Here is a 25,246-nt window from a genome sequence, read left to right as displayed (position 1 = left end):
GCCTCAGGGCACCCCCGCCTCCCGGGGCGGCACCGCCTTGCGCCTGCCGCGGAGCGCCAGCACGGCGCCCCATGCCAGGCCCGCCGTGGCTGCGACGGCGGACGCCGTCAGCACGCCCAGCTTGGCCGCTCCCAGCAGGTTCTCGTCGGCGAACGCCAGGTTGGCGATAAAAATGGACATCGTGAAGCCTATGCCCGCCAGCAGCCCCACCAGCGCGACCCCGCTCCACGTGACGCCGGCGGGCAGCCTGCACCACCCCAGCCGGACCGCGACCCAGCTGGCCGCGATGACGCCCAGCGGCTTGCCGAGCACCAGCGCCGCCGCCACCCCGAGCATCACGGCCTGCGACGAGGACGCCGACAGGTCCACGCCGTCCAGCGTGACACCGGCGTTGGCCAGGGCGAACAGCGGCATGACGACATAGGCCACCCACGGATGCAGGGCCATCTGCACGCGCGTCACGGGCGCGATCAACTCGCGCTGCGCCCACCGCAGCCGCCGCGCCTGCTCCGCCGTGCCATCCGTATCGGAGGCGCCCGCGCGCACCAGGAAATCCGCGGCGCGGCGCACGATGTCCAGCGGGTGCTCGTGGCGCGGCGCGGGCAGCACCGGCGTCATCAGGCCCAGCACGACGCCCGCCAGCGTGGGGTGCGCGCCCGTCTGCAACAGGCCGACCCACAGCACCGCGCCGGGCAGCACATAGGCGTAGGCGGACCCCACGCCCATCCGCTGCAAGGCCAGCACCATCAGGATGCCCACGGCGGCCACGAGCAGCCCGGTGTAGTCCAGCCCGCCGGAATAGAACATCGCGATGATCAGCACGGCGACGATATCGTCGATGATCGCCAGGGCCAGCAGGAAGATACGCACGCTGCCGGGGATGGATCGGCCCAGCAGCGCCAGCACGCCGACCGCGAACGCGATGTCCGTGGCGGTGGGCACGGCCCAGCCCTGGCTCTGCGGCGCCTGGCCATTGAACGCCAGATAGATCAGCGCGGGCACCGCCACGCCGCCCAGCGCGGCCGCCAGCGGCAGCGCCGCCTGGGCCAGGCTGGCCAGCGCGCCTTCGTGGATCTCGCGCCGTATTTCCATGCCGACCACGAGAAAGAACACCGTCATCAGCGCGTCGTTGATCCAGAAATGCAGGGACTGCGAAACGACGTAGCTGCCCACGCCGAAGGTAAGCGGCGCGTGCCACAGGGCATGGTAGCCGGAGGCGAAGGAAGAATTGGCCCAGACCAGGGCGATGGCGGCCGCGGCCAGCAGCACGATGCCGCTGACGGCTTCGATGTGGAGGAATCGTTCCAGCGTGAGCAGGGCCCGGGCAGCAAGATCCTGGGCGCGCGGAACGGGCCGGCGGGGGGCGTGTTGGTTCATCGAGATCATCCAAAAGCAATCCTGCACCGGCGGCCCGACCGATGCCCAGAACCTGCTCCCGCATATACAGCGGGAACACCCGGCGTTATTTTATACGAACACGCGCCGCATTCCGCCCAGGAGAACCTGTCATGAAAGCCGTTGCGCTCGGAGCCCCAGGCGGGCTCGACCATATCCAATTGATCGACCTGCCCGACCCGGGCCCCCCCGCCTCCGGCGAGATTCGCGTGCGCCTGCACGCCAGCTCGCTGAACTACCACGACTACCTCGTGGCCCTGCGCACGGACGAGCGCCACTTCGGCCGCATCCCGATGGCGGACGGCGCCGGCGTGGTCGAGCAGGTAGGCCGGGGGGTGGAGGAATTCGCGGAAGGCGACCACGTGGTCTCCACCTTCTTCCCCCACTGGCTGGACGGCGAGGCCAGGGTCGGCAATTTCTCCACGGTCCCCGGCGACGGCGTGGACGGCTATGCGCGCGAGGCCATCGTCCGCCCCGCGACCTGGTTCACGCGCGCGCCCCGCCATCTCGACCACGCCGAATCGGCCACGCTGACCACGGCCGGCCTGACGGCCTGGCGCGCCCTGGTCTGCGACGACCGGCTCAAGGCGGGCGACACGGTGCTGGCACTGGGCACCGGCGGTGTCTCCGTCTTCGCGCTGCAACTGGCCAAGGCCATGGGCGCGTCCGTCATCGTCACCTCGTCCTCGGACGAGAAGCTGGCGCGCGCCCGCGCCCTGGGTGCCGACCACGTCATCAACTACCGGAGCGATCCGCAGTGGGGCGACACGGTGCGCAAGCTCACCGGCGGGGGCGTGGACCACGTGATCGAAGTCGGCGGCCCGGGTACGCTGGCGCAATCCATCAAGGCCGTGCGCGTGGCCGGGCACATCTCGCTGATAGGCGTGCTGACCGGCGGCAGCGGCGAAATCCCCACGGCGGCCTTGATGGCCAAGCAGGCGCGCCTGCAGGGTCTCATCGTGGGCAGCCGCCGGCAGCAGCAGGAGATGGTGCGCGCGCTGGAGGCCATCGGCCTGCATCCCGTGATCGACCGTCGCTTCCCCCTGGACAAGATCGCCGACGCCTTTCGCCACGAGGCGGCGCATGCCCATTTCGGCAAGATCTGCCTGGAGTTCTGAACACAAGACCGCAAGGAGCCGGCATGACCTATGAACTCTGGTACTGGAATGGCATACCCGGACGCGGCGAGTTCGTCCGCCTGGCGCTGGAAGCCGGCGGCATCCCCTACCGGGACCGCGCGCGCGAATCCGGCACCCTGGCGCCGGACCTGGTGGCCGATATGTGCGCCGACCGCGACAGCCCCCCTTTCGCGCCCCCTTATCTGGTCGCCGGCGACATGACGATCTCGCAGACGGCCAACATCCTGCTCTTCCTGGGCGAACGCCACGGCCTCGCGCCGGGCGACCAGGCGGGCCGGCTGTGGATCAACCAGATCCAGTTGACCATCGCCGACATGGTGGCCGAGGCCCACGATGTCCATCACCCCATCGCCTCCGGGCTGTACTACGAGGAACAAAAGACGGAGGCGCTGCGGCGCGCCGGCGATTTCCGCGGCCAGCGCATGCCCAAGTTCCTGGGCTATTTCGAACGCGTGCTGGCCCGCCGGGGCAACTGGGTCGGCGGCGGGCACCGCTGGACCTATGCCGACCTGTCGCTCTACCATCTGGTCGATGGCCTGCTGTACGCCTTCCCCCGCCGAATGACGACGCTCGCGCGCGACCACCCGGGCGTGATGGCGCTGCATGCGCGCGTCGGCGGCCTGCCCGAGCTCCAGGCCTATCTGGGAAGCGGACGGCGCCTGCCCTGGGGCGACGGCATCTTCCGCCACTACCGGGAACTCGACGGCGACTAGCGGGCGCGTTTGCGGGACAGCGGCGGGAGCCTGTACGCTTGGGGCGATGTCCTTCCCCGTACCCGCCATGCCTGCCATCCTTGCCCGCAGCCTGCTATGGGCGGCCGCCCTGTGCGCCGCCGCTCCCGTCCATGCCGAGAGCTTCATCACCCGCCTGCTGAACAAACCCGTGCCCGGCGGCGTGGCCGTCATCGCGCTGGGCGATAGTCCCGCCGCCCCCGTGGCGACCTATCTCGACCGTCGGACGATGGTGCTGCGCGACGACAGCGGACAGTGGATCGCCGTCGTCGGCATCCCGCTGGGCACCAAACCCGGCACGCAACGGCTGGCGGTGCGGGAGGAAGCGGGAACGCGCACGCTGGATTTCCAGGTAGGGACCAAGACCTACGTCGCCCAGCACATCAAGCTCAAGAACAAGCGCCAGGTCAACCCGGATCCGGCCGATCTCGCGCGCATCGAGAAGGAAACCGCCGAACAACTGGCCGCCTACCGTGCCTTCAGACCGCAGGACCCCAGCAACGTCATGCTGGACCGCCCCGTTGCCGGCGGCCGGCTGTCCAGTCCCTTCGGATTGCAGCGTTTCTTCAACGGCGAACCGCGCAACCCTCATTCCGGCCTGGACTTCGCCGTGCCCGCCGGCACGCCGGTCAAGGCGCCCGCCGCGGGGCGCGTGGTCCTGGTGGGCGACTATTTCTTCAACGGCAAGACCGTGTTCGTCGACCATGGGCAGGGCTTCATCAGCATGTTCTGCCATCTGTCCGAGACAGACGTGCGCGTGGGCCAGGACGTGGCGCGGGGCGAGGAAGTCGGACGGGTCGGATCGACCGGCCGCGCCACCGGCCCCCACCTGCACTGGAACGTCAGCCTGAACGACGCGCGAGTGGATCCCGCCATCTTCATCGGCGCCTTCAAGCCCTGAGGGCGGAGCAACACTTCATTACACATTTCTCGCCGCGGGCCTCGTCGCGCTTGCTTGCCCAAGACTGGGCGAAGGCCTAGTATCCGATCCAACAAGCGTCGCTGCTTATACGTATCGTGGGTTCATACAGTACGCGTTCTACCCTACAAGGAGCTGAACATGGGTGATTCCACGCACGCTGACGATACCGGCGAAGTCAACAACCGGCGACGCTTCCTCCAGCAGGTCGCCACCGTATCCGGGTCCCTTCCCTTCGCGCCCGGACTGGCGGCGGGCGCCGCGGCCGGCGCCCTGGCCGGCGCGGCCCAGGCGCAGACGGCCCCCGCGGCGGCGCCTCCTCCCGGCCCCAAGGTCAACGACGTCTACGGCTACAACTCGTTCAGCCCGGACGAAGCCGCCTTCGTCGAGACACTGGTCAACACCATGTGCCCGGCCGACGAATACACGCCCAACGGCGTGGACTGCGGCCTGGCGATCTACATCGACCGCCAGCTCGCCGGCGCCTATGGCAAGGGCTACAAACGCTATATGCGCGCGCCCTTCGCGGAAGGCCTGCCCCAACAGGGACCGCAGCTTCCGCTCACGCCCGAGCAGCACTTCAAGGCAGGCGTCGCGGCCGCCAACGAAGCGGCCAAGGCACGTTCGAACAAGACCTTCGACCAGTTCACGCCGACGGAGGCCGACGCCTTCCTGAAGGATCTCGGAGCGGGCAAGGTCAAGCAGGGCGAACTCGACCTGGCGTACTGGTTCAACGGCATCGTCTACCCCCTCTTCACCCAGGCCTGTTTCGCCGATCCCATCTACGGCGGCAATTACGACAAGGTCTTCTGGCGCATGATCGGCTACCCCGGCCTGCCCGCCACGCACACGATCGACATGGTCGAGTTCCGTGGCAAGCCGTTCCCGGGAGCCAAGGATCCCAAGTCCATCGCCGACTTCAGCTGAGAGGCCCACCATGAAGACACTGAACAAGCGCACCGTCGTCATCGTCGGCGGCGGGCTGACTGCCGGGCTGATCGCGCGCCAGTTGACCGACAAAGGCGTGGAGGTCGTCGTGCTGGAACGCGGCGGCGACCATACCGACGGCGCGGAGGCCAAGCTTCCCACCCAGCGCGACGAGCTGCGCTGGGACGTACGCCAGGGCCTGGTGCAGGACTGGTCGGTGCAGACCTATTCGCTGCGCTATCACAGCAAGGACGTCGCGCTGCCGGTACGCTGGATGGAGGCCTTCCTGCCCGGCGAGGGCATGGGCGGGGCCGCCAACCACTGGAACGGGCACACCTGGCGCTGGGCCGAATACGATCCCATGCTGCGCAGCCATCACGTGCAGCGCTACGGCGCGAAGGCCATACCCGCCGACATGCCCCTACAGGACTGGGGAGTCACCTACAAGGAACTGGAGCCCTATCACGACCTGTTCGAGCGCCTGTTCGGCCTGTCGGGCAAGGCGGGCAACATCGACGGGCAGGTCCAGGCGGGAGGCAATCCCTTCGAGGCGCCCCGCCGCGGCGAATACCCCCAGAAACCGCTGGAAAGCACGGAAGCCGGCGTGGTGTTCAAGGAGTTGGCCACGCGCCTGGGCTACCACCCCTTCCCCACGCCGGCCGCGAATTCCTCCGGCCCCTACACCAACCCCGACGGCCAGAAACTCGGCCAGTGCCAATACTGCGGCCACTGTGAACGCTTCATCTGCGAGGCCAAGGCCAAGGGTTCGCCCGAAGTGCTGCTCTACCCCATGCTGCGGGAACGCAAGGGCTTCGAGATCCGGCTCCACACCCACGTGCTGGGCGTGAACTACGACAGCCGCGCCAAACGGGCCACGGGGGTGCGCTACCTGGATCTGATGACCGGCCAGGAATACGAGCAGCCCGCCGACGTGGTGGTGCTGGCGGCATTCACGATGACCAACACCAAGCTGCTCCTGACCAGCAAGATCGGCAAGCCCTACGACCCGGTGTCCAACAGCGGCGTGGTTGGCAAGAACTTCTGTTATCAGACCAACTCGGGCGTCAACCTGTTCTTCAAGGACCGCTGGTTCAATCCCTATCTGGCCACCGGCAGCACGCAGATGGTGATGGACGATTTCAACAACGACAACTTCGATCACGCCGGACTCGGCTTCCTCGGCGGAGGCGGAATCGGCGCGAGCCAGTTCGGCGGCCGCCCGATCAACAGCCGCCGCCTGCCGCCGGGCACGCCGCAATGGGGCACCGCCTGGAAGAAGGCGAACGCCGACTGGTACGCCCACTCCATGGCGATGGGTATCCAGGGCAGTTGCTATCCGCATCGCGACAACTACCTGAGCCTGGATCCGGCCTATACCGACGCCTACGGGCAGCCGCTGCTGCGCATGACCTTCGACTTCCGCGACAACGAACTGAAGATGTCCGATTGGGTCACCCGCAAGATGGAGGACATGGCCAAGGCCGCCGGCGCCGACATCGTGGGCCCCGCCGTCGCGCGCAAGTCGCCCTTCGACACCCGCCAATACCAGAGCACGCACGTCACCGGCGGCACCGTCATGGGCACCGATCCCAAGACCAGCGTGGTTTCTCCCCGCCTGCAGCATTGGGATGCGCAGAACCTGTTCGTCGTGGGCGCCTCGGTCTATCCGCACAATTCGGGCTACAACCCGACGGGCCCACTGGCAGCGCTGGCCCTCAGGCTGGGAGACGACCTCGTGCGCTACGTCGCCAGGCCCGGCATGCTGTCCTGACCCATCGCCTCCCCGACACTCCCGAAACCGCGGCCCGCCCGGACGGGTCGCCCAAGCCAGGAAAAATCATCATGACGTTCAGACCTCTCGCCGCCTGCGCCCTCGCGCTGGGCGCCGCCGCGTTCCCCGCGCTCGGCCAGGACCTCAACGCGGGCAAGGCCGCCTTCGCCCAATGCGCGGCCTGTCACTCCGTCGATGGCACCAACGGCGCGGGCCCCAGCCTGAAGGGCGTGATCGGCCGCAAGGCCGGGTCCTTCGCGGGATTCCGCTACTCGCGCGCGATGAAAAGCTCGACTACCGTATGGGACGACAAGACGCTCGACGCCTATCTCGCCAACCCGCAGGCGGCCATGCCCGGCAACGTGATGCCGTTCTCGGGCGTGGCCGACCCCAAACAGCGCGCGGACCTGATCGAATACCTGAAATCGCTCAAGTAGCGCGCCTCAAGGAGGTTCCATGAGCAAAGTCCTGGTTCTCTATTACTCGTCATACGGCCATATCGAAAAAATGGCCGAAGCCGTCGCCGAGGGGGCGCGCGGCGCCGGCGCCCAGGTGGACATCAAGCGCGTGCCGGAAACCGTGCCGGCCGAGGTCGCGAAGAATGCCCACTTCAAGCTGGACCAGGCCGCTCCCGTGGCCACCGTGGCCGATCTTGAACACTACGATGCCATCATCGTCGGCACCGGCACGCGCTACGGGCGCATGTCCTCGCAGATGGCCGCCTTCCTCGACCAGACCGGCGGCCTGTGGGCGCGAGGGGCCCTGAACGGCAAGGTCGGGGCCGCGTTCGCCTCCACCGCCACCCAGCACGGCGGCCAGGAGACCACGCTGTTCTCCATCATCACCAACCTGCTGCACTTCGGCATGGTGGTGGTGGGCCTGCCGTACAGCTACCAGGGCCAGATGACCCTGACCGAGATCGTGGGCGGCGCGCCCTACGGCGCGACCACCATCGCCGGCGGCGACGGCTCCCGCCAACCCTCGGCGGCCGATCTCGCGGGCGCGCGCTTCCAGGGCGAGCTGGTGGCGCGCACCGCCAACAAGCTGTTCGGCTGACTGCATTGACACATCGCGGGCGCCGGCCCGCGATGCCCTACTTGGCCATGTCGCGCGCGCGCTGGGCCAGGCCGGGATTCTGTTCGACGGCCTGGCCGATGCCGTTGAACTCGTCCACCGTGAGGCCTTCGCGGTGCACGGCGTCGACCATCTTGCCATCGGCCTCCTTGTGCACCTGCTGCTGCGACGCGGCGTCCGTCGCGGCGTTGAGCCGCGGCGTGTACTCCTGGGAAATCATGGCCACCTTCTGCGCGGCGCTCACGAACTTGCGCAGTTGGTCGTCCGACACGCTGGACGCGGGCCGGGGCTGCGCGGGCGTCACGCCCTGCGCGGGGCCGGGCTCGGGCGCGCCTTGCGGCGCCTGCGCCATCGCGGCCGACGCCATCACGATCAGGCCGGCGCCCACGGCGGAAAAATAGCTTCGTTTCACGGCAATCTCCAATCGGGTTCCTGACGCCGCCATCGTGCCAAAAACAGACGGGGCGCCAGGTTGCCGTATGTATGCGAGAACGGGCCATCGGCCTCACAGGCCGTAACATCCGTGCCCGGCCCCGAGCGCGCGCGCGGTCCGCAAGCGCCCGAAGGCGCCGTGTCGCCGGGGCTCGCGGCCGTGGGGGGTCGGGGGCACAGCGCCGACGCCGGCCCCCCCCCCCCACCCCCCCCCCCCCCCCCCCCCCCCCCCCCCCCCCCCCCCCCCCCCCCCCCCCCCCCCCCCCGACGCCGGCTCCCCGCGCCGATGCCGACGCTTACATCTTGGCGGCGGACCGGCTCAAGCGCCCCACGGAAGTCCGGGGCATCCAGACCGTGGCCGCCATGACCAGCAGCGAGATGGCCAGCACCGCCCAGAACGTCATGTGCAGGGACTCCTGCATCGCGGCCTGGATGACGGGATTCGAGCCAGCGGCGGACTCCAGCGCGTGCTTGAGCTGCTCCGAGGAAATGGGCGCATCCGCGGTGGCCCGGGCCAGCCCGAAATTGAATACCGCGCCCAGCGCGGCCGCTCCCAATGTGCTGCCCAGGTTGCGCGCGAAGATGTTGGAAGCCGTCGCGCTGCCGCGGTCGGATACATCCACGATCTCCTGGATCAGCACCAGCGAACAGACCCCCATGAAACCCATGCCCAGCCCCACGACGAGCGAGCCCGCGCCCGCCAGCACCGGCGAGTTGTCCGGCGTCAGCAACAGGAACGCACAGGCGCCGATCGGCACGAGCACGCTGCCGAGCAGCATCATGGGCCGCAGGCCGTAGCGGGGAAACACCTTGGCCGCCACGGTGGAACCCAGCGGCCAGCCCACCATGATCATGGTCAGCGCCAGTCCCGCCACCACCGGCGTCCGATGTTGCACGCTCTGCACATACATGGGCAGGAAGGTCGTCAACCCCATGATGACCATGCTTCCCAGCAGCATCGCGATATTCGCCGCGGCCACCGGCCGCCGGCTCCACAACGCGAAGGACACGACGGGATGCTCGGCGCGCCGCTCCTGCAGCACGAACAGGACCAGGCAGACGACGAAAGCTCCCGCGGCCATCCACGCCCGGCCTGCCAGGCCGTCGCCGGCGTCGGTCAAGGCGAACATCAATGCCGCCACGGTGGCCGTGAACAGCGCGGCACCGGTCACGTCGATGGACATCGGCCGCCGCTCGCGCTGTTCGTGCAGGAAGAACACGAAGCCCGCCATGGCCAGCAGGCCCAGCGGCACGTTCATCCAGAAGATCCACGCCCACGAGAACTGGTGGATGACCAGCGCGCCCAGCATCGGCCCCAGCACGCCGGAAATCGCCCACACGCTGGCCAGATACCCCTGGACCTTGCCGCGCTCGCGCACCGGATACAGGTCCGCCACGATGGTCATGCCCACCGGCTGGATCGCCCCCGCGCCTATGCCCTGGACAAGCCGGAACACGATCATCGACGGCATGGACCACGCGAAGCCCGCCAGCACCGATCCCAGCAGGAACACGGCGATGCCGGCCAGCATCATCGGCTTGCGGCCGTAGATGTCGGACAATTTCCCGAAGACCACGGTCATCGCGGTCTGGGTCAGCAGGAACGAGGCGAACACCCAGCTGTACAGCTTCAGCCCGCCCAGGTCCCCGGCGATCTGCGGCATGGCGGTCGCCACGATGGTCGCCTCGATGGCGATCATGAACATGGCCGCAACCACCGAGGCAATGACGAGCGGGCGGGAAGTGCGCGAAGCGGCGAGAGACACGGTGCGGTATCCGTTGCGGGAGGTGGCTGGAGGGGGCCCGCACGAGTGTAGAGCACGGGCAAAGATCCGGGAAATGCGCCATTTCAGCCGCGCGTCAGGATCGGCAAAGGCAACTGGTCCGCGTCATCATCCTGGTATACGCTTGAACGGCATCCGGCGGATCGCCTCTCGGCCTTCGCCGGACTCATCCAAGCCGTCAAGGAGATAAACATGTCGACCACCGTCCCCCGTCTCGCCGCCATCGCCCTGGGCCTGTTCCTCGGCGCCACCACCGTCCAGGCCCAGCTCCTGGATTCCGTCAAGGGCGCGCTGGGCGGCGGCAGCCAGCAATCGTCGGGCGGCGGCTCGCTGCTGGGAGGCCTGGGCGGCGCCTCCATGCCTTCGCTGGGATCCGTCGGCACCGGCAACATCACCGGCATCCTGACCTACTGCGCCAAGAACAATTACCTGGGCGGCGGCGCCTCGTCGGTCAAGGACAAGCTGCTGGGCAAACTCGGCGGAGAACAGCAGGCCCAGTCCGACCCCGGCTACCGCGAGGGCCTGAGCGGCATCCTGGGCGGCAACAGCGGCCAGAAGATGGAACTGGGCAGCGGCGGCGGGCTCAAGCAGCAGATCACCGAAAAGGTCTGCGACCAGGTACTGCAATACGGGCAGTCCCTGCTGTAGCCCGGCCGGCAGGATCGCGCCGGCCGGGGTGGCCAGGCGCGATATTCACATAAGCTTATTAGTAACAATACGTTGATGTTTTATCGATGAAAGCATAACGTTTGCGTCGAGCCACAGCCCGCCGACGCCGACGTTGCGGTGTCGCTTGTCCTTCATCATCGACCGAGAAATCAACGTGCCGACGCGACTCACCTTCCACCGCCTGCTGGCCGCCACCGCCGTCTCCAGCCTGTTGTCCGCCCCCGTCCTGGCCGCGGAACCTCCCATCGCCATCGGGCTGTTCACCCACTTGTCCGGCAATTTCGCCGAATACGGCGCCAGCTTCAAGAACGCCGTCGAACTCTATCTGGACAAGGTCAACGCCGACGGCGGCATCAACGGCCGCCCGGTCAGGCTGGTGGTCGAGGACGACCGCAACTCGCCGCAGGAAGCGGCCACCGTGGCGCGCAAGATCGTGGCCACGCCCGGCGTGGTGCTAGCCATCGGCTCCTGGTCGACCACGGCGTCGCTGGCGGCGGCGCCCATCTTCACCGAAGCGAAGATCGCGCAGATCAGCCCGACCTCGTCGCACCCCGACTTCAGCAAGCAGAGCCCCTATCAATTCCGGCAGAACAATACCGATGACGTGCTGGCCCAGTACAACGCCGACACCATCCACAAGCAGCTCAAGGCCAATCGCATCGTCATCCCGTATTCGCAGGACGACTGGGGCCTGTTCACCGTCAAGGCCACCTCGGCCGCCATCGAGAAAGACGGCGGCAAGGTGCTGCTGACCGAGGCCGTGATGCCCAACGCCCGGGATTTCCGGCCGCTGGTCAGCAAGATCAAGTCGCTCAAGCCCGACGGCGTATTCCTGGCCCTGCCCTACCAGGAAGCGTCGATCTTCATCCAGCAGTTGCGCCAGGCCGGCGTCGACATCCCGGTGGGCGGCGGCGTGCCGCTGACCTCGCCCAAGTTCATCGAACTGGCGGGCAAGGCCGCCGAGGGCGTGGTCGTCCACAGCATCTTCTTCGCCGGCGATCCGTCCAAGAAAGCCTTCGTCGATGCCTACCGCGCCAAGTACAACCGGACGCCCGACCAGTTCGCCGCGCTGGCCTATGACGCGGCCGGCGTGGGCGTGGCCGCCATTCGCCGGGCCGTGCAGTCGGGCAAGCCACTGACTGGCCAGAGCGTGCGCGACGAACTGGCGAGCGGCCCGCCCTACGAGGGTGTCACCGGCGTGACCAAGTACGAGAACGGCAACGTCCGCAAGGCACCTACTTTCCTCGTGATACGCAACGGCGAATTCCAGTTGGCCAGGTAATTCCCTTACGCGCCTGCCGCCGGCCCGCCTCACGGCGCGGCCGGCGCAACCTTTTCCGGCAACCGCACTCACTCCCATGCTCGAATTATTCGCCAGCCAGATCTTGAACGGCCTGGCCATCGGCCAGGTCTATGCGCTGATCGCGCTCGGCTTCTCGCTGGTGTTCGGCGTTTCCAATCTCATCAATTTCGCGCAGGGCGCGCTGTTCATGCTGGGCGCCTTCATCGCCTTCACCGGCGTGGCCCTGCTGCAACTGCCGCTGCCCGTGGCGGCCACCGGTTCGGTGCTCATCGTCGCGCTGCTCGGCATGCTGCTCGAACGGGTGGCGCTGCGGCCCCTGGAGAACGCGCCCTATATCGCCCCCGTGCTGTCCACCCTGGCGATCAGCCTCATCCTCGAACAACTGGCCGAGATCATCTGGTCGCCCGAGAGCCAGTCCTTCCCGGTGTCGTTCGACGAAGCCACGTATTACTTCGGCAATGCCTACCTCACCAGCACCGACCTGCTGATCTTCGGCTTCGGCGCGCTGGCCACGCTGGCCCTGACGCTGTTCCTGTCGCGCTCGTGGTGGGGCCGCGCGCTGCGCGCCACCGCGCAGGATCGCGACGCCGCGGCGCAACTGGGCGTGCGCACCGGCAGCGTGCGGCAACTGGCCTTCGCCCTGGCCGGCGCGCTGGGCGCCCTGAGCGGCGTGCTGGTCGCGCTTTATTTCAAGAGCGTGTTCCCGCAGATGGGGCTGCCCTTCGGCCTGAAGGGTTTCGCGGCGGCGCTGCTGGGCGGCCTGACCAGCACGCCGGGGGCGGTGCTGGGCGGCCTGCTGCTGGGCGTGGTGGAGACGCTGGCCAGCGCCTACATCGGGGAAGGGTCGCGCGACCTGGTGGCGTTCTCTCTGGTATTGGTCTTCCTGGTCTTCCGGCCGCACGGCCTCCTGGGCGACCGGCGCCTGGACGCGCTGGGCGGCGCCAGCGGCGCGGCGGGCGCCATGCCGACCACCAGCGTGCTGGCTTCGTCGTCCAGCCAGCGCGGCGCCGTGCGCGCCTGGGAGCTTCCCCCCTGGGGCTTCCTGGCGGCGGCCGCCGTACTGGCGCTGCTGCCCGCGCTCACACAAAACGCCTACTTTCTCCAGGCGGTGGTCTACGCCATGATCTTCGCCCTGCTGGTGGCCAGCGTCACGCTGGTCTCCGGCGCGCTGGGCGTGCTGTCCATCGGCCACGCGGCCTTCTATGGCGTGGGCGCCTACGCGGTGGGCCTGCTGGCCCGCAATCTCGGCTGGCCGGCGGAGGCGGCCCTGGTCGGCGCCGCGCTGGCCACCGCCTGTGTGGCGGTGGTGGCCGCCCTGCCCTTGCTCAAGCTCAGCGGCCATACGGCGGCGCTGGGCACGCTGGCCGTCGGGCAGATCGGCTATCTGGTCTTCATGAGCTGGCTGGATGTCACGCGCGGCCCCATGGGCTTCATCGGCATTCCCGCCCCCAGGCTGGCACTGCTGGGCGGGCAGTCGCTCACCAGCCTGGCCGGCAAGTTCTGGCTGGTGGCGGCCGTGGCCGGACTCGCGCTGTTCCTGGCGCAGCGCCTGCTGGACTCCGGCGTGGGCCGGGCCTGGCGCGGCATACGCGAGGACAGGCTGGCCGCGCACACCGCCGGACTGCCGGTGCGCCGCTACCTGCTCGTGGGCTTCGCCTGTTCCGGCCTGCTGGCGGGCCTCGCGGGCGGACTGTTCGCCTATGTGCAGAGCGTGGTCAGCCCCGAGAGCTTCACCGTCAGCGCCTCCATCCTGCTGCTGACCATCGCGGTGCTGGGCGGCCTGGGCAACCTGACCGGCGCGGCGCTGGCCGGCTTCGCGCTGACCCTGCTGCCGGAACTGCTGCGGCCCTTCGCCGAATGGCGCATGGTGGCCTACGGACTGGCGCTGCTGATCATGCTGCGCCTGCGCCCGCATGGCCTCCTCGGAGCAAGATGAAACCCACCCCCTACGCGCTACGCGCGCCCCCTCAAGGGGGCGGCACTGGCGGACCGGCAAAGCCGGATCCGCTGTGCCCTCGATCGAAACACGCGTCGCAACGGACTCCTCTTTGCCATGAACGACTGATATGACGACTCGCGATGAACAACGAGGACTGCGGGTGGAGCGCCTGAGCCGCCATTTCCGCGGCGTCAAGGCGGTGGACGACGTCAGCTTCACCGTCGGCCCGGGCCAGACCGTGGCGCTGGTGGGCCCCAACGGCGCCGGCAAGTCGACCCTGATCCAGTTGCTGAGCGGGGTCGAGAAGCCTTCTTCGGGGCATGTCTTCCTGGACGGCCGCCGCATCGACGGATTGGCCCCCGAGCGCATCGCCCGGCTGGGCCTGGGCCGCAGCTTCCAGACCTCGCGGGTCTTCCCCGCGCTGAGCGTCTGGGACAGCGTGATGCTGGGCACCCAGGCCGGATTGCTGGGCCGGACGGGATCCGCGCGGCTGGTCGATCCGCTGACCGAGATCGCCGGCGAACTGTTCGACCTGCCCGCCTGGCGCCGCCGCCGTGCCGAGGCGCGGGAGCGCGCCCGCGCGGCCCTGCAACGCTTCGGCGACCGGCTCTGGCCGCGGCGCGACCAGCCGGCCTACAGCCTGTCCTACGCGAACCGGCGGCGCCTGGAACTGGCGCGCGTACTGGCGGCCCGGCCGCGCTTCGTGCTGTTCGACGAGCCCGCGGCCGGCATGAACCCCAGCGAGACCGCGGAACTCACCGACCTGCTGCTCGCGCTGCGCGCGGAGCAGCCGCAGCTCGGCATCCTGGTCGTCGAACACAAACTGTCGCTGGTCCGCCGCATCGCCGACCACGCCATCGTCCTCAACCAGGGACGGGTACTGGCCACCGGCACACCGGCCGAAGCGCTGGACCATCCCGAAGTCGTCGAAGCCTACCTCGGCCGCGCGCGCAAGCGGCCGGTCAATTCGGATGCCCATCTTGGCTGAGCTGCCCCCCTCTTCCCCCCTGCTGCGGCTGGACGCGGTCGACGTGCACTACGGCGCCGTCCAGGCCTTGTTCGGAATCAGTCTTCACGTCCAGGCCGGAGAAGTGGTCTCCGTGCTGGGCGGCAATGCCTCGGGCAAGTCCACGACGCTCAAATCGGTGCTGGGCCTGGCCCGCCCGTCCCGCGGCCGCGTCCTGCTGGACGGGCGCGAGATCCAGGGCCTGGCGCCCGCCGAGGTCATCGATCTGGGCGTGGCCAGCGTACCCGAGGGACGCCGCGTCTTCCCGGACATGACGGTGCGCGAGAACCTGCTGCTGGGCGCCTACCCCCGGCGCCACGACAAGGCCGCCCTGGCCGGCGACCTCGATGAGGTGTTCCGGGCCTTCCCCCGCCTGGCCGAGCGCCGCGGCCAGTTGGCCGGCACGCTGTCGGGAGGCGAACAGCAGATGCTGGCGCTGGGCCGCGCGTGGCTGCGGCGGGGGCGGCTGGTCTGCATCGATGAACCGTCGATGGGCCTGTCGCCCAAGTTCGTCGATGCCGTCTACGAAGTGCTGTTCCGCTGGAAGGAATCCGGCCAGACCATCCTGCTGGTCGAACAGAACGCCCGCATCGCGCTGGAACTGGCCGACCGCGCCTATGTGCTTCAGCACGGCCACGTGGTATTGCAAGGCCGGGCCGCCGACCTCGCGGCGGACCCCGCCGTGCGGCGCGCCTACCTGGGCGCCGAGGCCCCGGTCCGAGAATTGGAGGGGGCACCGGTCCCCGACGGAGAATGAACATGTCCCATCCCACCCTGCACACGCTGGACACCGACGTACTGGTGATAGGCGCCGGCGGCGCCGGCCTGAGCGCGGCGATCGCCGTCTCGCGGGCCGGCAAGCGCGCGCTGCTGGCCGACCGCAGCCTGATCGGGCGCGGCGGCGCCACCATCATGGCGCAGATGACCGTGGCCGCCGCCCTGGGCGAGCAGGGGCCCGACCATTGGCAACACCACCTGCGCGACACGCTGGCGGCGGGCCGCGGCCTGTGCAGCGAACCGCTGGCACGGCTGCTGTGCGAGGAAGGCGTGGACGCGATCCGCCTGCTCGACCGCTGGGGCGTGGGCTGGGCCCGCGACGGCGAGCGGATGGCGCAGACCCGCGCCCCCGGCCACGACCGGCCGCGCTGCGTCTACGTGGACTACCTGAACACCGGTCCGGCCGTGGCCAAGACCCTGCGCGCGCAGGCCGCGCGCGAGGCGGGCGTGCGGCGCGTGGGCGACCTGCTGGTGGTGGAGCTGCTGCGCCAGGACGGCCGCGTCGTCGGCGCGGTGGCGCTGCACCTGGGCACCGGCGACCCGGTCCTGATACGCGCCGCGGCCACCATCATCGCCACGGGCGGCCTGACCCGGCTCTACCGCCGCAACAGCGCCTCGCTCAACATGGGCGGCGACGGCTTCGCGCTGGCCCTGCGCGCGGGCGCACGGCTGATCGACATGGAGTTCGTGCAGTTCTTCCCCATCGGCCACCTGGCACCGCGCCTGGTCGGCTTCGACCCCATCATGTGGGACCCCTTCCGCTACAAGCTGGGCGGCAAACTGCTGAACAACCAGGGCGAGGAATTCGTCGAGCGCTACGGCAACGCGGCCGAAGGCCAGGGCTACACCACCACCCGCGACGCCGCGACCTACGCCATCCTGAAGGAAGTCGAGGCCGGCCGCGGCACGCCGGCCGGCGGCGCGTGGCTGAGTTTCCGCCACGTGCCGGAAGACACGCTGCGCGCGGCGTTCGGCCCCATCATCAACAAGCTGGCCAAGGCGGGCATCGACCTGACGAAGCAGATGATAGAAGTGGCGCCCATCGCCCACTATCACATGGGCGGAATCCGGGTGGACACCGACCTCGCCACCGACGTGCCCGGCCTGTATGCCGCGGGCGAGGCCGTGGGCGGCGCCAACGGCGCCAACCGGCTGTCGGGCAACGCCATCACCGAGGCCATCGCCTTCGGGCTGCGGGCCGGACGCGTCGCCGCCGCCGACTGCCCGGAACCGCCGCCGCTGGAAGCACTCGAGGCCCTGGCCCGCCCCTGGCTGCAGCGGCTCGCGCCGAGCCACGGCGAACCGGACGGGCGCAATGCCGCATCGCTGATCGAGGAATTGCAGGCGCTGATGCAAACCCACGTCGGCCCTTTCCGCACCGAGGAAGGACTACTGCGCGCGCTGAGCGAACTGGACGCGCTGCGGACCCGGGCCGGCGACGACCTGCCGGGCGGCGGTCCGCAGGATCCCGTGCGGCTGGACACGCTGGACCTGCGCAACATGCTGCTGGTGGCCGAAGCGGTGACGCGCTGCGCGCTGGCGCGGCGCGAGAGCCGCGGCGCCCACCAGCGCGAAGACCATCCCGGGCAGGAAGACGCCTGGACGCTGAACCAGACCATCGCCTGGCGCGACGGCCAATGGACGCTGGCCCGCCAGCCCGTTCAGCGCCTCGAGGCCGCGCAGGAGGACATCGCATGACATCGCCCAACGACTCCATCCGCCTGAAGATCCGGCGCGCCGGCGCCGATACCGAGCCCCGCGTCGTCGAGTACGACGTGCCGCCCCAGGCGGCCGCCTCGCTGCTGGACGCGCTGCGCTGGGTGCGCGCGCACCAGGACGACACGCTGGCCTTCCGCTATGCCTGCATCAACGCCAACGCCTGCAAGGAATGCATGATGCGCCTGGACGGCAAGGTCGTGTACGCCTGTCTGGCCAGGCTGGAGCCGGGTAGCTCGCACACGGTCGAACCCCTGCCCAACAAGCCGCTGGTGCGCGATCTCGTGACCGAGATCGCCCCTCCCAAGGAACGCCTGTTCGTCATCGAGGGCGACGACGATGACGAATGACGCCCGGCACGACGAGGCATCCGACGGCCCCGGCGAACGCCTGCGTATCCTGTCGTCGGCGCACCTGGCCACCGGCCCGCACGCGGAGCTTTCCGAACTCGAGTTCGGGCTCATCATCGCCCACAACGCGTTCAGCCGATGGGTGGTGCGCTGCATGGCGGCCGCCGGCGTGACCGATCTCGCGGTCACGGACGTGCTGGTGCTGCACCACGTCCATCACCGCGAGCGCGGCAAGAAGCTGGCCGACATCTGCTTCACCCTCAACTACGAAGATACGCACGTCATCAACTATTCGCTCAAAAAACTGGCCGGCCTGGGCCTGGTGCGCGGCGAGAAGCTCGGCAAGGAAGTGTTCTACGCCACCACGGCCGAAGGCGCGGCGCTGATCGACCGCTTCCGCGCCGTCCGGGGCCGCTGCCTGCTCGCCAGCGTCGAAGGCGAACTGGCCGATGGCGCCTCGCTGTCCGATGTGGCCCGGCGCCTGCGCATGCTGTCGGGCCTTTATGACCAGGCCGCTCGCGCGGCCTCATCGCTATGAATACGACCTCTCCCTCCGACCACGCCCGCTGGGAATTCTGGATAGACCGCGGCGGCACCTTCACCGACGTGATCGGGCGCCGTCCCGACGGTACGCTGGCGACCGCCAAGCTGCTGTCCGAGAACCCCGGGCGCTACGACGACGCCGCCGTCGAAGGCATACGCCGCCTGCTGGAGCTGGCTCCGGGCGAACCGGTGCCCGCCGATCGCATCGAGGTCGTGCGCATGGGCACCACGGTCGCCACCAACGCCCTGCTCGAACGCAAGGGCGAGCGCGTGCTGCTGGCCGTCACGCGGGGCTTCCGCGACGCCTTGCGCATCGCCTACCAGAACCGGCCACGCCTGTTCGACCGCGAGATCGTGCTGCCCGAGCAGCTCGCCAGCCGGGTGGCCGAGATCGACGAACGCCTGGCGGCGGACGGTGCCGTCGTCGCGGAACTGGACGAGGCGCAGGCCTGGACGGCCCTCGCCGGAGGCCGGGCTCAGGGCTACCAGTCCATCGCCATCGCGCTCATGCATGGCTACCGCAACCCGGCGCACGAGCTGCGGCTGGCCGAGATCGCGCGCGAGCTGGGCTATGCGCAGGTCTCCGCCTCGCATGCCGTCTCGCCGCTGATCCGCTTCGTCGCGCGCGGCGATACCACCGTGGTCGATGCCTACCTGTCGCCCGTGCTGCGCCGCTACGTGGACCGCGTCTCGTCCGCCCTGCCCGGCGTGCGCCTGCAGTTCATGCAATCGAGCGGCGGCCTGACCGACGCCCGCGCCTTCCAGGGCAAGGACTCCGTCCTGTCCGGCCCCGCCGGCGGCATCGTCGGCATGGCCGGCGTGTCGGCCGCCGCCGGCTTCGACCGGGTCATCGGCTTCGACATGGGCGGCACCTCGACCGACGTGTCCCACTACGCCGGCGAGTACGAACGCACCTTCGATACGCTGGTGGCGGGCGTGCGTTTGCGCGCGCCCATGATGAGCATCCACACGGTGGCCGCCGGCGGCGGCTCCATCCTGCGCTTCGACGGCACGCGGCTGCGCGTGGGCCCCGAATCGGCCGGCGCCGACCCCGGCCCGGCCTGCTACCGGCGCGGCGGCCCGCTGACCGTCACCGACGCCAACGTCATGCTGGGCCGGATCCAGCCGACCCACTTTCCCGCGGTGTTCGGCCCGGACGGCAACCAGCCCCTGGACGCCGACGTGGTCCGCGCGCGCTTCGCCGAGCTGGCCCGCGAAGTCGGGCGCGGCACCGGCCGCGCCACCACGCCCGAAGAACTGGCCCACGGCTTCCTCGAAATCGCGGTCACCAACATGGCCAACGCGATCAAGCTGATTTCCGTGCAGCGGGGCTACGACATCACCCGCTACACCCTGACCACTTTCGGCGGCGCCGGCGGCCAGCATGCCTGCGCCGTCGCGGACGCGCTGGCCATGCCGCGCGTGCTGATCCATCCGCTGGCCGGCGTGCTGTCGGCCTACGGCATGGGCCTGGCCGTCGCGACCGCCGTGCGGGAACGCTCGGTGGAACGCCGCTTCGACGCCGACGGACGGGCCGAAGCGCGCCGGGTACTGGACGAGCTGGGCGGCGCGGCCAGCGGCGAGCTCCTGGCCCAGGGTTGCGACGCGGCCGGCATACGCATCGCCGAACGCGCCTACCTGCGCTACGAAGGAACCGACACCGCGCTGCCGGTCCCGCTGGGCGAGACCCCGGCCATGCTGGCGGAGTTCGAGCGCGCCTATCGCCAGCGCTTCGCCTTCCTCATGCCCGGCCGTGCGCTGGTGATCGACGCCGTGGTGGCGGAAGCCACCTCCGCCGAAGGTCCCCGGGATGCGCGCGCCGCATGGTTCGATCGCCCCGCGCGCGAGGCCGGCACGTCCCTCCGGGCCCGCGACAGCGCCCCCATCCACGCGGCCGGTGCGTGGCAGGACAGCCCGCTCTATGCCGCCGCCGACCTGCGGGCCGGCGACGTCATCCCCGGTCCGGCCATCATCACCGACGCCAACGCGACCACCGTGGTCGATCCCGGCTGGCGGGCCACCGCGACCGCAAGCGGCGACATCGTGCTCGAACGCGCCGTGCCCCGGCCGCAGCGCCGCGCCGTCGGCACGCAGGCGGATCCGGTCATGCTGGAGATCTTCAACAACCTGTTCATGTCCATCGCCGAGCAGATGGGCTGGCGCCTGCAGAACACCGCGCACTCGGTCAACATCAAGGAACGCCTGGATTTCTCTTGCGCGATCTTCGACGCGCAAGGCGACCTCGTCGCCAACGCCCCCCACATCCCGGTCCACCTGGGATCCATGGGCGCCAGCGTCCAGGCCGTCATCGACAGCACCCAGGGCACGCTGCGGCCCGGCGACGCCTACGTGCTCAACGACCCCTACGCCGGCGGCACCCACCTGCCGGACGTCACGGTCATCACCCCCATCTTCGACGAAGCCGGCACCCGTGTATTGTTCTACGTAGGCTCGCGCGGCCACCACGCCGACATCGGCGGCCTGACGCCGGGCTCCATGCCGCCCGACTCGCGCACCATCGACGACGAAGGCGTGCTCATCACCAGCTTCCTGCTGGTGCGCGACGGCCACTTGCGCGAGGCCGAGATGCGGCAGTTGCTGGCCGGCGCGCGGCATCCCGCGCGCAACATCGACCAGAACATCGCCGACCTGCGCGCCCAGGTGGCCGCCAACGAAAAAGGCCGCGAGGAACTCATGGCCATGGTGCGCTACTTCGGCCTGGCCGTCGTGCAAGCGTACATGGGCCACGTCCAGGACAACGCCGAGGAATCGGTGCGCCGCGCCATCAGCCGCCTGCGTGACGGACGCTATGCGGTGTCGCTGGACAACGGCGCGCAGGTGCGCGTGGCGGTCACCGTGGACCATGCCACCCGCAGCGCCACGCTGGACTTCACCGGCACGTCAAAGCAGTTGCCCAACAACTTCAACGCCCCGCGCGCCGTCACTTCGGCCGCCGTGCTGTACGTGTTCCGCACGCTGCTGGACGAGGACATCCCCATGAACGCGGGCGGCCTGAAACCGCTCACCATCGTGGTCCCGGAAAGCTCGATGCTGAACCCGCGCTACCCGGCCGCCGTCGTGGCCGGCAACGTCGAGACCTCCACCTGCGTCACCAATGCGCTGTACGGCGCGCTGGGCATCATGGCCAGCAGCCAGCCCACCATGAACAACCTGACCTTCGGCAACGCCCGCCACCAGTATTACGAAACCATCTCGGGCGGCTCGGGCGCCGGCGGCCGCTTCGACGAAGCCGGCAACCTGGCCGGCGGTTTTGACGGCACGTCGGTGGTGCAGACCCACATGACCAATTCCCGGCTGACGGACCCGGAGGTGCTGGAGCTGCGTTTCCCGGTGCGGCTGGAACGCTACGAGATCCGCCACGGCTCGGGCGGCGACGGCCGGTGGCGCGGGGGCGACGGCGGCGTGCGCACGCTGCGCTTCATGGAACCGATGACGGTTTCGCTGCTGGCCAACGGCTGGCACCATCCCGCCTTCGGACTGCGCGGCGGCGGGCCCGGCGCGCCGGGATTGGCCCGGGTGCTGCGCGCCGACGGACGCATCGAACCGCTGGACCACGCGGATCGCGCGGAATTGCAGGCGGGCGACCGGGTCGAGATCGAGACGCCGGGCGGCGGGGGCTACGGGGAAGCCTGATGATCGATCCCTGCCGGCCTCATCCCCCCTGACAGGTGGCGTACAGGCTGGCGATCTCCCGCGTCAACAACGCCTGCCAACGCATCATGATGTAGTTGCAGACGGCCGACGAGTGGATTCCCTCGCACGGCCAGTCCAAGGGCAAGGTGCCGCTGTCGGCCTTGGCGATGCTGTTGCCGCCGCCGTCGCTCTGGTTGGCGGTGGTGGCCGAATCGCGCGCCGCCTGGTCGGCCTGCCCGGCCTGCTGGCGCAGCACCTCGGCACTGCCTCCGCCGGCCTTCACCTTGGCCAGCGTCGAGGCGACGTCCGTCTGCAAGGCCTCCTTGCGGACCTCGGCCAGGAGGGGATTGGTGTAGGACCGCAGTTGCGGCGCAAGATGCGCCATCGTCCCTGTGCAGCGCCCGCCCTGGCCGGAGGAAGCCCGCGCCGTCGCCGCCCCCGCGCCTGCCTGCGCCGCGCCACCTTCGCGCGGGCCCGCCGCCTGCGGCCTGGGCGGCACCCTGGGCGCGGGACCGTCGGGCAGCACCAGCTTCACGGCCTGCCCGGCCGGCGTGGTCACGCTGACATTGCGCAGCTCCAGGTAATCCTCGTCGATCACGCGAAGCTCGCCCGTCACGCTCATGTCCTTCGCGTCCGCGAACTGCCGGGCCTGCGCCGGCGGCAGCGGCACCGTGACCGGCACGTTGCGCCAGGTGCCGATGAACATGCCCCGGTCCGCGTCGTAGTCCTGCAGCGAGACCTTCATCGCATGCGGCAGCGCCAGCGTTGCCAGCCGCTTCTGGTACTCGGCCGAGGTCTCGAACTTGTCCTTCTTCAAGGCGGCCAGGAACGCCGCGGCCGGCTTGCCCGCGTCGTCATCGTAGGCAAAGCGCCAGAGACGCGTGCGCCAGTTGTACGACGGGCCGGTCAGCAGATCCTGCTGGATGATGTATCCGGCCTGGAACCTGCCCGCCGGCAGGGTACGCAGCAACTGGCCGGTCTTCGTATCGAAAAGCTGCGCCGGTATCGGGGACGAGGTCGCATACGACGTCACCAGTACCAGGTCAGGATGTCCCGGCAGCTCCTGGAACGAGCCGGCGAACGAACTATCCTGCGGCGACTTGCGATGCAGCGTCTGCAACGTGGCGCGGCGTTGCCACGTCGAGGTCCCGATGACGTCGACCTTTCCCGTCTGCTCGTCGTGCAGATAGGCGTTCGCCCCCCACGCCAGGAGCCGCTCGTTGCCGTTGCTGACGCGCGCCATCGAACAGTCGGGCAGATTGACCCTCGCGGGCGGCTGGGCGGTCACGATATTGCCCTTCTTGTCGGCATACGGTATCCCTGTGACCTGGCCAGGCAGCTCGCACAACACCTTCCCCTGGGCCACGTCCCATACCCGCAGCCGATGCGACGGGTTGTCCCAGTCCCCCATCTCGGAGTACGCATAGGGCGTGTTGCCTATCCATCGATAGTCGAGGCGCTTGTACTTGTCCGACGGCCGCCGGTCGTCCCCGCGGAATTCGCCGGCCTTGGCGCCATTGACGAAATAGCTGACCACGCCATCTTTCTGCGCCAGGAACTCCTGCCGGCCCTGGTCGTCGATGCGGGCGGCGCAGGCGTCGGCCTCATCCACCGACACCCCGCCCAGCTCGCCTCCCCGGGCGTCGTAGTAACTGACGCCAAGGCAGCGCCGCCCCTTGTCGAATTCGGTCAGCCGCAGGTGTTCGACGACATAGCGCCCGCCCACCTCCCTCGGCCATGGGAAATATCCGGCCGGCGGCAGCGTGCGCAGCGGATTGCCTTGCAGGTCGACCAGCTCGGAACCATTCTTCAGGTCGCTGATCAACAGCGCCTCGTTGCCGACGAAGGACAGCGTGCGGGAGGACTCGCCGCGCGGCAGCCGGGTCGGCAGCACCCGGTCCCTGCCTGAAGCCGTATCGCGCAACATGATCTGCCCGTCCGTCGCGTCGAAGGCCAGCCAGGCGCCATCCGGGGAGATATTGGCGGTACTGCGCGCGGTAATGTCGAAATCGGGCCGGGCGTTGCCGGTTTCCTGCATGCCGAGCAGGCGCTTGTGGATCACGATGCGGCCCTGGTACTCGGGCGGCGGCGCCAGCGCCTGCAGGGCCTGCTCCTGTTCCCGCCGGGCCGTTTCCTGCTGCTGGTGCTGCCGGGCCGCGGCCTCGCGTCCCCGCTGCGCCTGCTGCTCGCGCTCGCGGCGGGCCTGCTCGGCGGCGCGCTGGTCCTGCTCTTCCTGGCGGCGCCGATCCTCGGCGATGATCCGGCCGGTCTGCTCGACCATCTGGCCCAACTGGCGGAACAGCGCGCCGGAATCGGCGGCCAGGACCGGCGACAGGCAGCCCGTGGCGGCCAACGCGGCCATGCCACGCAACATGCGAGAACGGGGGTAAGGCAAGAAATCCATGATGTCGAATCAGGCAGGCGGATAAATCGGAAGCTCGGGTGAAAACAGCCCATGCTCCAGAATATCGTTGTGCCGAAACCATCACATCACTCAAATGGGTGACACCCGCGGCGAGTGCCCATCCCGGCCTTGTCCATGCGCCACGAGGCGAAAGCGGGCCATAAAGACACCCTATTGCCACATTTCATTTAATCAATTGGCAGGAAGTGGAAGCACCCACTATCATCAAGGAGCATTCGCCTCAACTCCGACGTGGGATGGACACCATGCTTCTGGAAGTTCTGCTGATCTGGTTGGCCTGTGCGCTGCTGGTGGTGTACAGCGTCGAGCGCAAAAGAAGAAAACGCAATTCGGCCCGATGATCACGCCGTGGGACAGCACGGCGGCACGACGTTCCTGCCTTTACAGGCACCCCACGGCAAAGCTGGACAGCAGCCGGGATTCCGGCACTCCGCCCGCGTGGCAGGCGACCCGGAGAATGGCGGCGTTCAGGAAACACACCGCCACGAAAGCGACGAGGACACGCAGAAAGCGCTTGAATGCCGGCCTTTCTGTTTCGCTGCGATAGCTCATGAAAACAATACTGGCAAGTGATTCCAATTACTAAATACGTTACCGCATCCTCCCCTTATTCGCAATTATGCGAACAGCCGATTCATGACAACAACTCTCGGCCATGAACTGGATGGACACCCGCGCCGGCCCGACTAGTG

The 25,246-nt window shown here is 69.1% G+C and carries 21 protein-coding genes; 16 read left to right on the top strand and 5 right to left on the bottom strand.

All coding sequences use genetic code 11. The annotated features are described in order from the left end of the window. Window positions 1-3: 3 nt before the first annotated feature. Complete coding sequence (nhaA, locus tag AC1Q6E_RS12205; RefSeq protein ID WP_152797615.1) at window positions 4-1,377, bottom strand: Na+/H+ antiporter NhaA; 1,374 nt, start codon at window positions 1,375-1,377, stop codon at window positions 4-6. 131 nt (window positions 1,378-1,508) lie between these two features. Between nhaA and AC1Q6E_RS12200 the strand changes: the two genes are divergently transcribed. The 7 genes from AC1Q6E_RS12200 to wrbA all read left to right on the top strand — a co-directional run bounded on the left by AC1Q6E_RS12200 (window position 1,509) and on the right by wrbA (window position 7,938). Continuing rightward, window positions 1,509-2,513, top strand: coding sequence for a zinc-dependent alcohol dehydrogenase family protein (locus AC1Q6E_RS12200; protein WP_152797614.1), 1,005 nt, complete (start codon window positions 1,509-1,511; stop codon window positions 2,511-2,513). A 23-nt stretch (window positions 2,514-2,536) separates the two neighbouring features. Then, a complete protein-coding gene (locus AC1Q6E_RS12195; RefSeq protein WP_152797613.1) occupies window positions 2,537-3,247 on the top strand; it encodes a glutathione S-transferase in 711 nt (236 codons plus the stop codon). A gap of 76 nt (window positions 3,248-3,323) precedes the next feature. After that, window positions 3,324-4,166: a peptidoglycan DD-metalloendopeptidase family protein gene (locus AC1Q6E_RS12190; protein WP_492572894.1), complete on the top strand. Its 843-nt coding sequence runs from the start codon at window positions 3,324-3,326 to the stop codon at window positions 4,164-4,166. 159 nt (window positions 4,167-4,325) lie between these two features. Then, entirely contained in the window at window positions 4,326-5,111 is a 786-nt protein-coding gene (locus tag AC1Q6E_RS12185; RefSeq protein WP_152797611.1) for a gluconate 2-dehydrogenase subunit 3 family protein, read from the top strand. Window positions 5,112-5,121: 10 nt separating this feature from the next. Continuing rightward, entirely contained in the window at window positions 5,122-6,882 is a 1,761-nt protein-coding gene (locus AC1Q6E_RS12180) for a GMC family oxidoreductase (protein WP_152797610.1), read from the top strand. Between the two features lie 71 nt (window positions 6,883-6,953). After that, window positions 6,954-7,319, top strand: a complete 366-nt coding sequence (locus AC1Q6E_RS12175) for a c-type cytochrome (protein ID WP_152797609.1) — start codon at window positions 6,954-6,956, stop codon at window positions 7,317-7,319. 19 nt (window positions 7,320-7,338) lie between these two features. After that, complete coding sequence (gene wrbA / locus AC1Q6E_RS12170) at window positions 7,339-7,938, top strand: NAD(P)H:quinone oxidoreductase (RefSeq protein ID WP_152797608.1); 600 nt, start codon at window positions 7,339-7,341, stop codon at window positions 7,936-7,938. Window positions 7,939-7,975: 37 nt separating this feature from the next. Here wrbA and AC1Q6E_RS12165 read toward each other — a convergent pair whose 3' ends face one another. Both AC1Q6E_RS12165 and AC1Q6E_RS12160 read right to left on the bottom strand, forming a co-directional pair. After that, a complete protein-coding gene (locus tag AC1Q6E_RS12165) occupies window positions 7,976-8,368 on the bottom strand; it encodes a DUF4168 domain-containing protein (RefSeq protein ID WP_296554900.1) in 393 nt (130 codons plus the stop codon). A 316-nt stretch (window positions 8,369-8,684) separates the two neighbouring features. Then, window positions 8,685-10,094 carry an MDR family MFS transporter gene (locus tag AC1Q6E_RS12160; RefSeq protein WP_152797819.1) on the bottom strand — a complete coding sequence of 470 codons (1,410 nt, stop codon included), beginning with the start codon at window positions 10,092-10,094 and terminating at the stop codon, window positions 8,685-8,687. Window positions 10,095-10,364: 270 nt separating this feature from the next. Here AC1Q6E_RS12160 and AC1Q6E_RS12155 point away from each other — a divergent pair, with 270 nt between their 5' ends. The 9 genes from AC1Q6E_RS12155 to AC1Q6E_RS12115 all read left to right on the top strand — a co-directional run bounded on the left by AC1Q6E_RS12155 (window position 10,365) and on the right by AC1Q6E_RS12115 (window position 22,129). Continuing rightward, a complete protein-coding gene (locus tag AC1Q6E_RS12155) occupies window positions 10,365-10,820 on the top strand; it encodes a DUF2501 domain-containing protein (protein WP_152797607.1) in 456 nt (151 codons plus the stop codon). 175 nt (window positions 10,821-10,995) lie between these two features. Continuing rightward, on the top strand, window positions 10,996-12,123 hold the full coding sequence (locus tag AC1Q6E_RS12150; RefSeq protein ID WP_296554964.1) for an ABC transporter substrate-binding protein: 1,128 nt from the start codon (window positions 10,996-10,998) through the stop codon (window positions 12,121-12,123). A gap of 76 nt (window positions 12,124-12,199) precedes the next feature. Continuing rightward, the gene (locus tag AC1Q6E_RS12145) at window positions 12,200-14,080 is read left to right on the top strand and encodes an ABC transporter permease (RefSeq protein ID WP_152797605.1); all 1,881 of its coding nucleotides are present in this window, start codon (window positions 12,200-12,202) and stop codon (window positions 14,078-14,080) included. A gap of 130 nt (window positions 14,081-14,210) precedes the next feature. Beyond that, the gene (locus tag AC1Q6E_RS12140; protein WP_152797604.1) at window positions 14,211-15,071 is read left to right on the top strand and encodes an ABC transporter ATP-binding protein; all 861 of its coding nucleotides are present in this window, start codon (window positions 14,211-14,213) and stop codon (window positions 15,069-15,071) included. After that, window positions 15,055-15,846: an ABC transporter ATP-binding protein gene (locus AC1Q6E_RS12135; RefSeq protein WP_152797603.1), complete on the top strand. Its 792-nt coding sequence runs from the start codon at window positions 15,055-15,057 to the stop codon at window positions 15,844-15,846. Before AC1Q6E_RS12140 ends, AC1Q6E_RS12135 begins: the two co-directional genes overlap by 17 nt. A gap of 2 nt (window positions 15,847-15,848) precedes the next feature. Then, window positions 15,849-17,564 (top strand): FAD-binding protein, encoded by a 1,716-nt coding sequence (locus AC1Q6E_RS12130; RefSeq protein ID WP_296554967.1) that lies wholly within the window; start codon window positions 15,849-15,851, stop codon window positions 17,562-17,564. Further along, window positions 17,561-17,932, top strand: coding sequence for a 2Fe-2S iron-sulfur cluster-binding protein (locus AC1Q6E_RS12125; RefSeq protein WP_296554968.1), 372 nt, complete (start codon window positions 17,561-17,563; stop codon window positions 17,930-17,932). Before AC1Q6E_RS12130 ends, AC1Q6E_RS12125 begins: the two co-directional genes overlap by 4 nt. Next, a complete protein-coding gene (locus AC1Q6E_RS12120; RefSeq protein WP_152797600.1) occupies window positions 17,922-18,470 on the top strand; it encodes a winged helix DNA-binding protein in 549 nt (182 codons plus the stop codon). The genes AC1Q6E_RS12125 and AC1Q6E_RS12120 overlap by 11 nt, the downstream gene beginning before the upstream one ends. After that, window positions 18,467-22,129: a hydantoinase B/oxoprolinase family protein gene (locus AC1Q6E_RS12115; RefSeq protein WP_492572817.1), complete on the top strand. Its 3,663-nt coding sequence runs from the start codon at window positions 18,467-18,469 to the stop codon at window positions 22,127-22,129. Before AC1Q6E_RS12120 ends, AC1Q6E_RS12115 begins: the two co-directional genes overlap by 4 nt. Before the next feature lie 19 nt (window positions 22,130-22,148). On the opposite strand, the gene AC1Q6E_RS12110 is transcribed toward AC1Q6E_RS12115, so the two are convergent. Then, entirely contained in the window at window positions 22,149-24,533 is a 2,385-nt protein-coding gene (locus AC1Q6E_RS12110) for an MAP7 domain-containing protein (RefSeq protein WP_492572816.1), read from the bottom strand. A 402-nt stretch (window positions 24,534-24,935) separates the two neighbouring features. After that, complete coding sequence (locus AC1Q6E_RS12105) at window positions 24,936-25,106, bottom strand: hypothetical protein (RefSeq protein ID WP_296554972.1); 171 nt, start codon at window positions 25,104-25,106, stop codon at window positions 24,936-24,938. Between the last annotated feature and the right edge of the window lie 140 nt (window positions 25,107-25,246).

Source organism: Pigmentiphaga sp. MLSB6-MA01, from assembly GCF_058793475.1.
This window is presented reverse-complemented; position numbering and strand designations above follow the sequence as displayed.

Coding starts and splice junctions, on each gene's coding strand:
- nhaA (WP_152797615.1), bottom strand. CDS start 1,377: ATGAACCAACACGCCCCCCGCCGGCCCGTTCCGCGCGCCCAGGATCTT.
- AC1Q6E_RS12200 (WP_152797614.1), top strand. CDS start 1,509: ATGAAAGCCGTTGCGCTCGGAGCCCCAGGCGGGCTCGACCATATCCAA.
- AC1Q6E_RS12195 (WP_152797613.1), top strand. CDS start 2,537: ATGACCTATGAACTCTGGTACTGGAATGGCATACCCGGACGCGGCGAG.
- AC1Q6E_RS12185 (WP_152797611.1), top strand. CDS start 4,326: ATGGGTGATTCCACGCACGCTGACGATACCGGCGAAGTCAACAACCGG.
- AC1Q6E_RS12180 (WP_152797610.1), top strand. CDS start 5,122: ATGAAGACACTGAACAAGCGCACCGTCGTCATCGTCGGCGGCGGGCTG.
- AC1Q6E_RS12175 (WP_152797609.1), top strand. CDS start 6,954: ATGACGTTCAGACCTCTCGCCGCCTGCGCCCTCGCGCTGGGCGCCGCC.
- wrbA (WP_152797608.1), top strand. CDS start 7,339: ATGAGCAAAGTCCTGGTTCTCTATTACTCGTCATACGGCCATATCGAA.
- AC1Q6E_RS12160 (WP_152797819.1), bottom strand. CDS start 10,094: ATGTTCATGATCGCCATCGAGGCGACCATCGTGGCGACCGCCATGCCG.
- AC1Q6E_RS12155 (WP_152797607.1), top strand. CDS start 10,365: ATGTCGACCACCGTCCCCCGTCTCGCCGCCATCGCCCTGGGCCTGTTC.
- AC1Q6E_RS12145 (WP_152797605.1), top strand. CDS start 12,200: ATGCTCGAATTATTCGCCAGCCAGATCTTGAACGGCCTGGCCATCGGC.
- AC1Q6E_RS12140 (WP_152797604.1), top strand. CDS start 14,211: ATGACGACTCGCGATGAACAACGAGGACTGCGGGTGGAGCGCCTGAGC.
- AC1Q6E_RS12135 (WP_152797603.1), top strand. CDS start 15,055: ATGCCCATCTTGGCTGAGCTGCCCCCCTCTTCCCCCCTGCTGCGGCTG.
- AC1Q6E_RS12130 (WP_296554967.1), top strand. CDS start 15,849: ATGTCCCATCCCACCCTGCACACGCTGGACACCGACGTACTGGTGATA.
- AC1Q6E_RS12125 (WP_296554968.1), top strand. CDS start 17,561: ATGACATCGCCCAACGACTCCATCCGCCTGAAGATCCGGCGCGCCGGC.
- AC1Q6E_RS12120 (WP_152797600.1), top strand. CDS start 17,922: ATGACGAATGACGCCCGGCACGACGAGGCATCCGACGGCCCCGGCGAA.
- AC1Q6E_RS12115 (WP_492572817.1), top strand. CDS start 18,467: ATGAATACGACCTCTCCCTCCGACCACGCCCGCTGGGAATTCTGGATA.
- AC1Q6E_RS12110 (WP_492572816.1), bottom strand. CDS start 24,533: ATGGATTTCTTGCCTTACCCCCGTTCTCGCATGTTGCGTGGCATGGCC.
- AC1Q6E_RS12105 (WP_296554972.1), bottom strand. CDS start 25,106: ATGAGCTATCGCAGCGAAACAGAAAGGCCGGCATTCAAGCGCTTTCTG.